Consider the following 13,115-nt stretch of genomic DNA (forward strand, 5'->3'; position numbering starts at 1 on the left):
TCCTTTCATGATTGTTTTCGCAAACATCATTTTACAGAAATTTGGCCATGGGCCATTCTTTATTTAATTAGTGTTGCACTTAAAGTGTAAATTCAAGTGTTAAAAAATCGTTGGCAAGTTTAGTTTTAGTTACGTTTTGAAAGACGCGTCGGCACGGGTGGTAGAATGAAACGTAGATTTATGAAAAAACGAGTTGGGTTAGGGTGCTTGCGTTATTGAAAGCGGGGAATCATCAAATGAACGTTAAACCAAAACACTCTACAAACTGGTGGGTAACCCTAGTTTGTGTCTTATTTGGCGGACTGTTGGTACTAGGTGTTGCTTACGACGCCCCAATTTATCAACGACCAATCGCTAAAATTACTAGTGTACGTAATGAACGCCCTGTCAAACAACAAGATGAGTTTGAAAATCAGGATGCAACAGTCCATCAGCGGATCAATGCTGTTCTGATTAACACAATTCACAAGGGGCAAAAGATTACTTTAAGCAATACATACAGTCGTTCCGGCGCAATGGATCAACCCTATCGCGTGGGCAATCAGGTATTCATTTCAAAACTAACTCGGGGTCAGCAGTCAAACATTAAAGGACCAAAACGAGATACCGTGGTCGCTTTACTGACCTGGATCGTAATCAGTTTGCTGTTTATCTTTATGCGCTCGGCCGGGTTTATGGCATTGTTATCCGTCGGGTTAAATGCGGTACTGTTCTTCTTAGCAATAAATATCGATTTGAGTTTAAAAAATGGCAATGTGTTTGTCATATTTAGTCTAATTAGTGTTGTTTTTGCGGCGTTAACGTTGTGGTTGGTTCTGGGTTGGAGTCGACAGACGGTCATTACGTTAACAGCAACATTATCTGGGACGGCGTTAGCAATTGTAATCAGCCTGATCGTGTTCGCACTTACCCACGAACGAGGCATGCACTATGAGGGCCTTCAGTATGTGACCACATTGCCACGCCCCTTGTTTTTAGCGGAGACGCTGATTGGGTCTTTGGGGGCAGTGATGGACGAGTCAACAGATATTGTGGCGACACTATTTGAACTTCAAGCTGAACGTCCGGATGTCAGCAGGAATCAACTGTTCTTATCAGGACGAAATGTTGGTCGCTCCATTATGGGACCTCTAATCAACGTGCTATTTCTTATCTTCGTAGCTGACACCTTTCCGTTAACGCTCTTGTACTTAAAGAATGGTAATAACTGGGGGTATACCTACATGATGAATATGTCGATGGGGGTTATTCAAAGTTTAATCAGCGGTTTAGGAATTGTATTAGCCATTCCAGTGGCCAGCTTCGTTGCAAGTCGATTGATGAAAAAGAGGGTGATGACAGATGACAACCTTTAGTGTGTTGGCATTATTGCTTTTTTTAGCCATGTGGGCTGTGGGTGGTAAACAAGGGGCAATTGCGTTTGTCAGCCTCGGTGTGAACTTTGCGTTATTGTTTTTAACCATTGTGTTAGTTCAGTTTCACTTGCCACCACTACCTGTCACATTAGTTGCGGGGACGATTATATTGGAGGTGACGATTTTCTTTGGAAATGATGATGATAACAGTACAACGACAGCGTTTTACGCTTCCGTTATCGTGATGTTATTACTTTTGTTATTTATTGTGCCCGTTGAGCATTGGGCACAGGTCGCTGGATTCGGGGATGAAGACAGTGAAGACTTGGAAGGCATGTCGCTGTATATCGGCATTTCTTTTTTGAAAGTCGAAATATGCACCGTCGTGTTGAGCACATTAGGAGCCATTGCCGAAGCCGCCATGGCCATTTCATCAGGCCTATCGGAGATTGAAACGCAACAGCCTACAATAACTGGGAAGCGTTTGTTTGGCGACGGTCTGAACGTCGGTAAACAGATCATTGGGACCACGTTTAATACTTTATTCTTCGGTTTTTTTGGTGGCTTCTTATCGTTGTTCATATGGTTCGTCGGCCTTCGTTACTCGATTGGTGAGGTTTTTAATGACAAAGTGTTTGTTGCTGAGCTGTTGATGGTGTTACTGTCGTTTATCGGCGTTCTCATTACGGTGCCAATGACAGCGGCAGTAGCTAGTTGGCGTTGGCATCGACAGCCACACCAATCACAAAAACAGCCGGTAGTGACTAAAGTGGACGTAGATGAATAAAAAGACACACCCGGTATGTTATACTGTTAGAAGTGACGTCGTAAGCTGAGCAAAGAAAAGCAACAAGCGGCGACGTAAGGGGGGCAAAGAAGTGGCACAACAACTGAAATTGGTTATTATTACAGGGATGAGTGGTGCTGGCAAAACGGTTGCCATGCAAAGCTTTGAGGACTTGGGCTACTTTGTTATGGATAACATGCCACCCAAATTATTGCCTAAGTTTTGGCAGCTGGTCAGACAGTCAGGGAATGTTAAAAAGGTTGCGCTTGTCGTAGATTTACGCTCGCGTGAATTTTTTGATGACCTGCAGGAAATGATCGCAATTTCTTTAAGCACTGGCACGGTAGATACATCGGTATTATTTCTCGATGCGTCAGATGCCGAATTGGTGGCAAGGTATAAGGAAACCCGGCGAGCACATCCACTAGCCATGGATGGCCGCGTTTTAGATGGTATTCATCAGGAGCGAAGTTTGCTGTCGGAAATGAAGGAACGGGCAGACTTGGTCATCAACACGGATCATTTGACGCCACGGCAGCTGCGTGAAGATATTTTTGAACAATTTGAAAATCAAGATAAACAGTCGGAATTTCATGTTGAAATTTTGTCGTTTGGGTACAAATATGGTTTGCCGATCGATGCAGACATCGTGATGGACGTTCGATTTTTACCAAATCCATATTATGTGCCTGAATTAAAATCACTGACTGGCCGTGACCCAGCTGTGTATGATTACGTAATGAAACAACCGGCCACAGAATCCTTTTACAAGCAGTTTTTAGAGCTTTTAAAACTGACCTTGCCTGGCTATCAAAAAGAGGGCAAAACCAGTTTGACCGTTGCAATTGGTTGTACTGGTGGTCAACACCGGTCAGTTGCTATCACAGAACGACTAGGTAAAGATTTAAGTCAGGACTATCGCGTTCATGTCAGTCATCGTGACGTGGAGAAACGAAAGGAAACGGTTAACCGCTCATGAAAGAAATCATGGAGAAGCGGCGGCCACGCGTAGTTGTCATTGGTGGAGGCACGGGTTTGCCCGTTGTCCTTAATTCCTTGCATAAGCAGGACGTCGATGTAACTGCCGTTGTGACGGTCGCAGATGACGGTGGTTCTTCGGGAATCATTCGGAACTATATTAACGTTGTGCCACCTGGTGATATTCGGAATGTCATGGCCGCCTTGTCGCGGTTGTCACCATTGGAATTGAAGGTCTTTCAGTATCGGTTTGAGGCTAATGATAACTTCTTTTCCGGTCATGCGATTGGCAATCTAATTATCGCGGCGCTCACTGAAATGGAGCACGGCGTGTTTGGCGCTGTTCAGGAACTGTCCGAAATGATGCATGTAGATGGTCATGTTTATCCAGTTGCCAATGAACCGTTGGTGCTTCATGCTGAGTTTACCGATGGCACACAACTCGCGGGAGAGGCTGAAATTACAGCTGCTCACAAACAGATTAAACGTGTGTGGGTCACACCACAGCCAGATTCTGACGATGAGATTGCTAAGGCGATGCCAGCCGTAACCGATGCCATTTTAGGCGCCGATTTGATTGTGTTGGGACCTGGTAGTCTATTTACGAGCATTTTGCCAAACCTTATGGTGTCAAACGTGGGCGAGGCAATTATGCATACTCCTGCGGAAGTTGTGTATATTTGTAACATTATGACGCAGAAGGGTGAAACGGATCACTTTACTGATGCCGATCACGTTCAGGTATTAAACAAGCATTTGGGTGCCAATTTCGTAGATACAGTCCTTGTGAATACTGAACGGGTTCCAGAGGATTACATGGATTGGAAACGCTGGAACGAGGTGTCAACGAAAGTAACGTCAGATACCGACGCATTGACAAGGATGGGTGTCCGGTCGATTCGAGCCAATTTACTCCAGTTACGGGATGCCGGTGCTTTTCACGACGGGACCAAGGTGGTTGCTGAGCTGATGAAGTTGCTTGCACATAAACATATTCAATAACTGCCTTGATCAATAAGGTGATAAAAAAGGAGGCAGCACGATGTCCTATGCCAGTGACGTAAAAAAAGAGCTGACTGGATTAAAGGTGCACGCGGCGAATGGAAAGGCTGAATTAATGGCCTTGATTCGCATGAACGGCGCGGTCAGCATTGTTAACCACGCGTTTGTGTTAAACGTGCAAACGGAAAATCCGGCGATTGCTCGACGAATTTATGCATTATTAAAGCAGTTTTACCGTTTGGAAGCAGAACTGATTGTTCGTAAAAACGTCAAACTCAAGAAAAACAACATGTATGTCGTGCGGCTAAGAACCGGTACGCAACAAGTTTTAAACGATCTTCATGTGTTAGGCGACATGGGAATCGAAGAGGTGGTGCCACAAAATGTGCTTACAGAAGATAGCGAAGTTCGCTCGTATTTAAGAGGTGCATTTTTGGCAGGTGGTTCGGTTAATAACCCGGACACCAGTCGTTACCATCTCGAGGTTTATTCTTTGTATGAAGAACAGAATCAACAGATTTGTGAGTTAATGAATCAATATGACTTAAATGCCAGAATGACAAATCGTCGAAGTGGCTACATTACTTACCTTAAGGAAGGCGAGAAAATTTCTGATTTTCTCACCTTAATTGGGGCGACTAATGCCATGTTAAAGTTTGAAGATGTGCGCATTATGCGTGACATGCGTAATTCAGTCAACCGGCTTGTTAACTGTGAGACGGCGAACATGGAGAAAGTTGCTTCTGCTAGCTCTCGTCAAATTGATAACATCGAGTACATCAAATCGCGTGTTGGATTAGGCCAGTTACCAGCTAAGCTTCAGGCCATGGCCGAGACTAGATTGGCCAATCGTGAAGTTAGTTTGAAGGAACTAGGTGACCTGATTCCGGGAGGACCAATTTCCAAGTCTGGCGTTAACCACCGTTTGCGGAAAATCAATGAATTTGCTGATAAACTGCGTGAGGATGACATTATTTCAGCGTAGTTGTCGATTTTGTAGTTTGATGTGAACATCAAATAATAGGTGCACAAAATGACCGATTTCCTTTAACTGGGAAACCGGTCATTTTATTTATGCTCAAGTTAATTGCGTGGTTGTTGCAGTGCGGCTACATTAGTAGGATTGCTCAAACATGTCTTTAAATCGTCAAGCAAACCTTTTTCGCGTGGATGCCAGTCCAACACCTTTTGAGTCCACGTGCTGCTGATGGGATTACTGCCGACAACGGTAGGTTCAAACCAGCCAAAGTAGGCCTTAGCGGTTTCTTCATCGAAGTGTTCTACCGGCACACGCAACGTGTTGCCAATTGTTTCAACAATGGTCTTTACAGGAACACCTTCTTCGGCAACCGCGTTATAGGTTGCGCCGGCCTCGCCGTTTTCTAATGCGGCGACGAACAGTTGTGCTGCATCGTTACGATGAACGGATGGCCAAACATTGGTGCCATCACCGACGTAGCCAATCTTACCTTGATTAACCGCCATTTGAGCCAGAATGCTACCAAATCCTTGACGCTGAACGTCGTGAACTGTGGGTGCCAAACGAACAACGCTGGCGCGAACGCCCTGTTGTGCATAACTGAGCGCCAGTGCTTCGGAAGCTGCTCGACCAACGGGGTGTGCCATATGGTCCTGTTCGGTAGCAGTGCGTCCCATGCCAACCGCCATTAAGGTGCCAGATGTATTAACTAGTGGCTTGTCAGTGTTGGCTAAAGCATCGCCTAACGCTTTGATAGCAGCCATGTCTTTAGCGACGGCTTCATCATAATGGTTAAAATCATTAGTAAAGGCGAGGTGAATAACACCGTCACTGCTCTTTGCGGCCGTTGATAAGCTATCTAAATCGTCCAGTGAGCCTTTTATGGGTGTGGCGCCTGCCTGAGTTAATTGTTGAGCCGAATGATCTGAATGAGCCAGTGCAAGAACCTCATGACCATGTTCAATTAGCGTTTTAACAACAACCTGACCAATGAAGCCATTACCACCTGTAACAAAAACTTTCATAATAAGTGCCTTCTTTTTAAATTTCATTTATTTGGTAGATTGTAAAATTAATCCGAACGCTGTTCGGACAAAAAAGATCAGCTTCCTTTAAAATGGTGTTTACCACAAACCCATCTTTTAGGAGCTGTTAATCAGAGACCACTTAAAATACTTGACTGGCAAACACCTTATCAGATCATGCTGACAAATTTGTCCAAAAATTCGGATTAAATTTGCAATCTACCATTTGATAAAGTTTGTTTTATAAATGATAGCTCTATCGGTAAAGATTATAACCGATAGACTTATCGGTATCAAGTGGTAAACTAAAATAAATTACTTTTAAAGAAATGGGATCAGAAGGATGAAGAAAAAAGACGACCAAAAATATAATCGCATTCTTGATGTTGCTGGCGATCTGATTATTACCGATAGTGTCGGTGCGGTTTCAACAACAAAAATTGCTAAGCAAGTTGGCATTTCCCAGTCTAGTATCTACGTTTATTTCAAGAATCGTGAGGCACTGTTACTTACTCTATATGTCCGTGAATTGCAGCGTTTGTATGCTCAGGACAGCGGGGAAGATTTGCGTTCACTGTCGTTTGAAACAGCAATGAAACAGTATCTTGAGCAACTGTTTCACTATGGTTTGACCTATCCTAAAAGTATGACGATCATTCAAAAGTTAAAAGAGGATTACGTCTTTGACGAGCAGGCTGGTGAGCAAATTAATGTCATCGTTCATCAAAGTGCCGTACAGCAGTTGTTATTTAAAGGGCTGGCTGACAAAACATTACGGCAAGTGGATATTTCACTACTTAGAAACATTATTTTTTCGACGATCAAACTGCACACGGACAACTTGCGGCAAGGTGTGTACACTGAGGCAGACGTGCCGTTTGAAAGAATCCAACGCATGCTAATGAAGGCGGTTCAGAATAACTAATTTAAGCCGAAAGAAACAGTTTGGTTAGTGGGTAGAAATAAATTTGCATATACGCAAATATTAACGATAAGGTGTTGTTGTAGCCTCCCAAGCAGTGATAGGTTCGCTTTAATAAAGAGCGAATGGGGGAGATTACATGACCAAAATAATTCATCGCGGTTGGTTCAGCATCGCTATTGTTATGGCGCTGATCAATGGCTTAGAAGTTCCCTTTAACACGGCTACCTATGCCTATATTTTTAAACTGATTACGATGCGTGACTTGGCCGGCGTCGGAATTTATCTGGCAATCATTCTAGGCGGATATTTATTCTTTTCGCTTTTGTCATACTGGCAAAGCTGGGTAGTCAATAAAAATGTGGCGTTTATCAATTTACGTCTGAAAACCTGTTATGTAGAAGCAAAGGTCGAGCGAGATGATCCCAGCCAGCAGGATTTCGAAGCAAATGGCCTATCATTTTTAATGAATGATTTGAAGCTACTCGAGGATAATTATTGGCGCAACGTGTTTCGATTATTAGGATACGGCACAACCATTTTGGTCACCACGGGGTATGCACTACACAATAGTTTTCGGCTAACTGGGATTTTCTTAGCGTTTATGTTGGTGCCAATGGTCTTTCAGCGTTTGGCAAGTAAAGGGACGACGACTAAAGCAACCGTTTGGTCACAAAAAAATGCACAGTTGGCAATACGCGTAAAGGAGCTATTACACGGGGCAATGACCATTCGTCGCTATCATGCTGAGGCTGGTTACAGAACTAAGCTACTCAGGGATGTTGGTAGTGTTGAAGAAGCGAATGCTGCGCTTAAGAATCGCATTGCACTGGCCAACAGTCTGCTAATGTATTTGTTTTATCTATTTTCAGAAACGCCGATTGCCATCGGTATCTACCTGACTATTTCGGGAATGTTAACGTTACCGGAATTTGTTGCAGTCCAATATTCAACCAACATGATTTTAAACAGCGTCAATCAAATGCTGACTTGTATTAACCAGATTGGGAGTACTAAGGCTGTTCGCCAACAGTTGCGTCGAAGTATTCCCAAAGAAGGCGCGACGGCGGAGTTGCCCATGAAATCGACTCAGTTTAAGAAATTGACATTGACAAACATTAGCTTTAAACGTGAACATCGTGACATTTTAAATGACATTAATTTGCGAGTCCAGAAAGGTGAAAAAGTGTTGATTCAAGGACCATCCGGCGTGGGCAAATCAACATTGTTGTCGGTTATGTCAAAAGAGTTGCCAGTTACAAACGGTCAACTGTTACTCAACGGGCAAGACTATGATGAGGCTCAGGTAGAGACTCTGTTTAGCAAGGTTTCACAAACACCGATTATCTTTGCTGAGACTATCAGATTTAATCTAACGTTGGGGATGCCATTCCCTGAGAGCGCGATTTTAGCTGCTGTCAAACAAGCGGGACTCAGTGACGTCATCAATGAACCCAAGCTGAATCAGCAAATAACAGAAGGCGGTAAAAATCTTTCTGGCGGTCAGTTAAAGCGTATTGAAATTGCGCGGGCATTGCTGTTTAAACGACAAGTATTGTTGATTGATGAGGGAACCGCTTCCCTTGATCTGGCAACAGCAAAACAGATTCATGACACACTGTTGTCGTTGTCTAATTTGACAATGATTGAGGTAGACCACCATATTCCACATGAGTTGTTATCCAAGTATGATCATCGCTATCAACTGAACAATGGCCGTTTAGAAGTGCTCGACTAATAATTACCCATGACTGGTCGTCCGGATGATCCAGACCGCTATCATCAGAACGGTGTTAAAAATGGTCAATGAATAAATGTGGCTCGCTCTCAATTTACTGTAGACGCAAAAAGACCCTCGTCATTTGACGAAGGCCTTTGCTTGCTTATTATGATTACTTTTGCATTTCGCTGGAGTTAGTCATAATGTGGTCAATCAAACCATAATCTAAGGCTTGCTCAGCGGTCATGTAGTTATCCCGTTCAGTATCCTTATTGATGGTTTCGATGTCTTGACCAGTCTTTTCAGCCAGCAAGTTGTTGATCATCTTCCGTGTCTTCAGAATTTCTTCAGCCACGATTTCGATTTCAGTTTGCTGACCTTGAGCACCACCAGAAGGTTGGTGAATCAAGATTTCTGAGTGTGGTAAGGCAAAACGTTTACCCTTAGCACCAGAAGTTGCCAGAATGGAAGCCATTGAAGCAGCCATTCCCATGACAATCGTTTGAACATCAGACTTAACAAAGTTCATGGTGTCGTAGATTGCCATTCCGGAAGTGATAACACCACCGGGTGAGTTAATATACATGTAAATATCTTTATCAGAATCTTGGGCATCCAAGAAGAGCAATTGAGCGATGATGGCGTTGGCCATGTCATCTTCGATTGGTCCGGAAACCATAATGATCCGGTCTTTTAATAGTCGTGAGTAAATGTCGTAGGCACGTTCGCCACGGCTGGACTGTTCAATAACAGTTGGAATCAAAGCCATAATTGAGGCCTCCTTGTAATTTGCGTTGTCATTTAGCACTTGTAATGGTGCTCTGCTAATCAACGTAATTGTAGTTTAACCCAAAGGTCAGAAAAGGTCAAACAAAATGGTGCGATTGTTTGAAAAAATGTGATAAAAAGTTGTGTACAATGTGATAGCCTTAGAGTATCAAGGGGTTAGGAGAGTTAGAGATGAATAAAAAATGGTTAACGTGGCCAGTATTTGTCACGTTAAGTGAGATTTATATCGCGCCGTTAAATATTATGTGGTTTATTTTGGGCTCTGCCATTGCCCAATATCAGTATGGTGTCGTCAACTGGATTAACGTTGTTTTGTGTTTAGTGGATGTGTTTATTTTTGATCTCGCAGTTAACGTGTCCGATAACTATTACGACTACGTACACGCTGCGGATCGTGAGGGGTACGCCGCACATACAAATCCAATTGGCCGGTTGCATTTGCCCAAACGTGGTGTGTGGTGGCTAGCAGTTGCCCTGTACGTTGTCTCTGCAATCCCTGGGGTTATTCTAGTTATGTGCACCGGATGGCCGGTATTGCTGTTTGGGATTATTGGTTACTTGATTGGTATTTTCTATACCGCTGGTCCGTACCCATTACATGCCATGCCGATTTGTGAAACTGTGGTCGCTTTTTCCATTACATATTTAATTGAACTCGTCTGTGTTTACATCAGCATTTATGGTCAGCGTCCGTTTACATGGGGCGTTGCAGGCACGACATTTGCATTATGTCTACCAATTACGCTGCTGTTCTTTACCGTTCAATTAGGGAATAATACGGCAGATCTAGACGAAGATATCAAAAACAATCGTCACACACTGGCTTATTTCATTGGTCGCAAACGGGCTGTCAGGGTGATGCAAGTCTTATTGATTGTTGGCAGCTTATGGCCAATTGTAAACTTGGTTTTGGGACTGGCACCGTGGATCACTGTGCTAAGCGTGGTGTTGCTGCCGATTATGTGGCGGGGAATTAAACCATTCTACGCAGTTCAAGATAAGCAGAAAACGTACATGAAAGTGATTAAAAATACATCTTTATTTTATATTGGGTACACCGCACTGTTTGCAATTGGCGCATGGCTGTAAAAATAAAATTAGAAAAATCGTTTGACAAATGATTAAAATGCTAGTATATTTCTAATCAACATTTAATCATTGTTTTCAAACCTAGTAGTGAATGATCTGTGTGTCAGGAAGTCGGTGGTTGCTGCGAACCGATCAGGATCATCTCATCGAAATACCTGAAAACGAAAATGACCGGGCATCGCTGGACCGTTATCCCAGTGAGAGTGAATAAGATGGGCGGAAGGCTCGTTTTATTAAGCTGGGTGGTACCACGGTAAACTAATCGTCCCTGTTATGCATGATGCATAGCAGGGACGATTTTTTGTATTTAGAGTGTGACCAAGCACGGATTTAGGGATTGGGAGCACGTTTAGGAGAATGGTGCCGCAGCCCGGCATTAAAAAGAGAGAAAAGGGGGCCAATGGAAAATGACAGAAAATTGTGGGGGCAATCCTCGATATAGAACCTCAATGAATGACACTCAACGTTTACAACAATTTGGACATTCAAAAAATGAGGTATTCACATGGAAAAACAAACATTTAAAGTTGGTCGTAACGAAGCACTAATTGTCTTACTAGGCATGTTGTTAATTATGGGATTTGGCGTGATTAAATTTGGTTTGTCGCCCCAAGTTCCCGTTATGTTAGTTATGGGATTATTGATGGCATGGGGTGTTGCTCACCGTTTGCCATGGTCGTTAATTAACGAAGGAATCAAGGATGGGATTGAAACCGGGATTGTCCCAATTTTCATTTTCATTCTGGTTGGTGCGTTAATTAGTACATGGATTGCTGCTGGTATCATTCCATCCTTGATGGTTTTCGGTTTTCATTTAATCAGTGTTCAGTGGTTCGTCCCTTCCGTATTTGTCGTCTGTGCACTGGTTGGTAGCGCCGTTGGTAGTGCCTTTACCGTTATTTCTACAGTCGGCATTGCGTTCTTCGGGATGGGCGTTACGATGCACGTTAACCCAGCCTTAGTGGCCGGTGCGATTATCTCCGGCGCAGTTTTTGGTGATAAATCGTCACCGCTATCCGAATCGACCAACTTAACCGCAGCTGTTGTTGACGCAGATTTATTCAAACATATTATGAACTTGATGTGGTCCACCATTCCCGCATTTATTATTGCGTTAGTTGTATTTGCCATTATGGGAAGCGGCGAAAAGGGTGCTAGTCTAGCCAGCATCAATCATGTCATCAACATTTTAGACAACAACTTTACTATTTCAGCTTGGGCGATTGTGCCGATTGCGTGCATGTTCATTTGCGCATGGCGGCGAGTGCCAGCGATTCCAACATTATTTTTAAACATTGGTGTTTCGCTGGTGATGTTACTGATCGAGCATCCAGGCACTAAGTTAACCAAAATTGCTAGCATCATTGAAGCGGGATTTGTTTCTCACACAGGTAATAAAGAAGTTGATTTATTACTATCGCGTGGCGGTATTGCAAGCATGATGGGAACGGTCTCACTGATTGTGTTGACCTTATCACTTGGTGGTTTGTTGATGCAATTTGGGTTGATTGATGCTGTGATGACGCCATTTGCGAAACATTTAAACTCCGATGGCAAACGGATCATTGCGGTCGTTCTCTCAAGTATTGGTGTTAACATCTTCATCGGTGAACAATTCTTATCCGTTATCCTTCCAGGTAAGGCATTCAAGAAAACATTTGACGAATCAGGATTAGCTCCCGTCGCATTAGGACGGGCGCTTGAAGATGGCGGAACGGTTATTAACTACCTGATTCCGTGGGGTGTTGCTGGCGTGTTTGCAGCCAACACACTTGGTGTTCCAACGATGCAATACTTGCCATTCGCATTATTTAGCTTATTGTCACCAGTATTTTCTATATTAAGTGGCTTGACTGGTATCGGTTTGAAGCATCAAGACGTTGCAAAAACGGAGTCAGAAAATTTTAAGCAGGTCACGGCTTCAACGGCTGTAGAAGAGTAATACGTCCGGTTAAAGCGGTAGCGTGTGAACGAAGTCGTGACCAAAATAAAATAATTATTATGGCCGTTTGTGGTACGGTTATTGCATTGATGACTAAACCGGACTTGCTCACGTTGTCTAAAGCTGGTATAGTATTACGTGTTATTAAACACAGTATTGAGAGGAGAAGCATCATGGCAGAAAAGAAACCATTGAACTCATTCGCCGGCCAACGTCCCGTTGCTAAACGTCAACGTCGTATTCGCCGTGAAAAAGAAATTGCCGCAATCCAACGTTGGGCTGCTGGTAAGACTGACACGATCGAAGCAGCTCCAAAGGCTAAGTAATTTCGGTTGGTAGGCTTTTCTGATCGTCTCTAATTCAGTACATCAAAAAGCATTTAGTCCCGCAATCTCGTCATGAAAATGATGGGGTTGCGGTTTTTTTATGGTTCTATCATATCTGTTGTTGGTCATGTCACAAGACATGATCGACAACAGATTTTTCTTTCTGTAATCTATGTATGTTGACACGAAAAAAGGATATCG

General features: G+C 43.3%; 12 protein-coding genes. 10 read left to right on the forward strand and 2 right to left on the reverse strand.

Features of this window, described 5'->3' with window-relative positions; all coding sequences use genetic code 11:
- Positions 1 to 236 precede the first annotated feature (236 nt).
- From GB992_RS05805 to whiA, 5 genes are all read left to right on the forward strand, one after another.
- Positions 237 to 1,355, forward strand: a complete 1,119-nt coding sequence (locus GB992_RS05805) for a YibE/F family protein (RefSeq protein ID WP_161001615.1) — start codon at positions 237 to 239, stop codon at positions 1,353 to 1,355.
- The gene (locus GB992_RS05810; protein WP_161001616.1) at positions 1,342 to 2,142 is read left to right on the forward strand and encodes a YibE/F family protein; all 801 of its coding nucleotides are present in this window, start codon (positions 1,342 to 1,344) and stop codon (positions 2,140 to 2,142) included. The genes GB992_RS05805 and GB992_RS05810 overlap by 14 nt, the downstream gene beginning before the upstream one ends.
- Before the next feature lie 91 nt (positions 2,143 to 2,233).
- Positions 2,234 to 3,121 (forward strand): RNase adapter RapZ, encoded by an 888-nt coding sequence (rapZ, locus tag GB992_RS05815; protein ID WP_017262175.1) that lies wholly within the window; start codon positions 2,234 to 2,236, stop codon positions 3,119 to 3,121.
- Positions 3,118 to 4,122 carry a gluconeogenesis factor YvcK family protein gene (locus tag GB992_RS05820; RefSeq protein ID WP_161001617.1) on the forward strand — a complete coding sequence of 335 codons (1,005 nt, stop codon included), beginning with the start codon at positions 3,118 to 3,120 and terminating at the stop codon, positions 4,120 to 4,122. The genes rapZ and GB992_RS05820 overlap by 4 nt, the downstream gene beginning before the upstream one ends.
- Before the next feature lie 40 nt (positions 4,123 to 4,162).
- Positions 4,163 to 5,107 carry a DNA-binding protein WhiA gene (gene whiA / locus GB992_RS05825; protein ID WP_161001618.1) on the forward strand — a complete coding sequence of 315 codons (945 nt, stop codon included), beginning with the start codon at positions 4,163 to 4,165 and terminating at the stop codon, positions 5,105 to 5,107.
- Between the two features lie 98 nt (positions 5,108 to 5,205).
- Here whiA and GB992_RS05830 read toward each other — a convergent pair whose 3' ends face one another.
- Complete coding sequence (locus GB992_RS05830) at positions 5,206 to 6,126, reverse strand: SDR family oxidoreductase (RefSeq protein ID WP_161001619.1); 921 nt, start codon at positions 6,124 to 6,126, stop codon at positions 5,206 to 5,208.
- 343 nt (positions 6,127 to 6,469) lie between these two features.
- Here GB992_RS05830 and GB992_RS05835 point away from each other — a divergent pair, with 343 nt between their 5' ends.
- Both GB992_RS05835 and GB992_RS05840 read left to right on the forward strand, forming a co-directional pair.
- On the forward strand, positions 6,470 to 7,051 hold the full coding sequence (locus GB992_RS05835; protein WP_161001620.1) for a TetR/AcrR family transcriptional regulator: 582 nt from the start codon (positions 6,470 to 6,472) through the stop codon (positions 7,049 to 7,051).
- A 136-nt stretch (positions 7,052 to 7,187) separates the two neighbouring features.
- Positions 7,188 to 8,786: an ATP-binding cassette domain-containing protein gene (locus GB992_RS05840; RefSeq protein ID WP_161001621.1), complete on the forward strand. Its 1,599-nt coding sequence runs from the start codon at positions 7,188 to 7,190 to the stop codon at positions 8,784 to 8,786.
- A 154-nt stretch (positions 8,787 to 8,940) separates the two neighbouring features.
- Here GB992_RS05840 and clpP read toward each other — a convergent pair whose 3' ends face one another.
- Positions 8,941 to 9,537 carry an ATP-dependent Clp endopeptidase proteolytic subunit ClpP gene (gene clpP / locus GB992_RS05845; protein WP_017262181.1) on the reverse strand — a complete coding sequence of 199 codons (597 nt, stop codon included), beginning with the start codon at positions 9,535 to 9,537 and terminating at the stop codon, positions 8,941 to 8,943.
- A 191-nt stretch (positions 9,538 to 9,728) separates the two neighbouring features.
- On the opposite strand from clpP, the gene GB992_RS05850 reads away from it, so the two are divergent.
- The 3 genes from GB992_RS05850 to GB992_RS11615 all read left to right on the forward strand — a co-directional run bounded on the left by GB992_RS05850 (position 9,729) and on the right by GB992_RS11615 (position 12,914).
- A complete protein-coding gene (locus GB992_RS05850) occupies positions 9,729 to 10,646 on the forward strand; it encodes a prenyltransferase (RefSeq protein ID WP_161001622.1) in 918 nt (305 codons plus the stop codon).
- A 505-nt stretch (positions 10,647 to 11,151) separates the two neighbouring features.
- Positions 11,152 to 12,588 (forward strand): Na+/H+ antiporter NhaC, encoded by a 1,437-nt coding sequence (gene nhaC, locus GB992_RS05855; protein WP_161001623.1) that lies wholly within the window; start codon positions 11,152 to 11,154, stop codon positions 12,586 to 12,588.
- A 173-nt stretch (positions 12,589 to 12,761) separates the two neighbouring features.
- Positions 12,762 to 12,914: a hypothetical protein gene (locus GB992_RS11615; protein ID WP_017262184.1), complete on the forward strand. Its 153-nt coding sequence runs from the start codon at positions 12,762 to 12,764 to the stop codon at positions 12,912 to 12,914.
- Positions 12,915 to 13,115 lie beyond the last annotated feature (201 nt).

Source organism: Furfurilactobacillus milii, from assembly GCF_009863985.1.
In the GTDB taxonomy this organism is placed as follows: domain Bacteria; phylum Bacillota; class Bacilli; order Lactobacillales; family Lactobacillaceae; genus Furfurilactobacillus; species Furfurilactobacillus milii_A.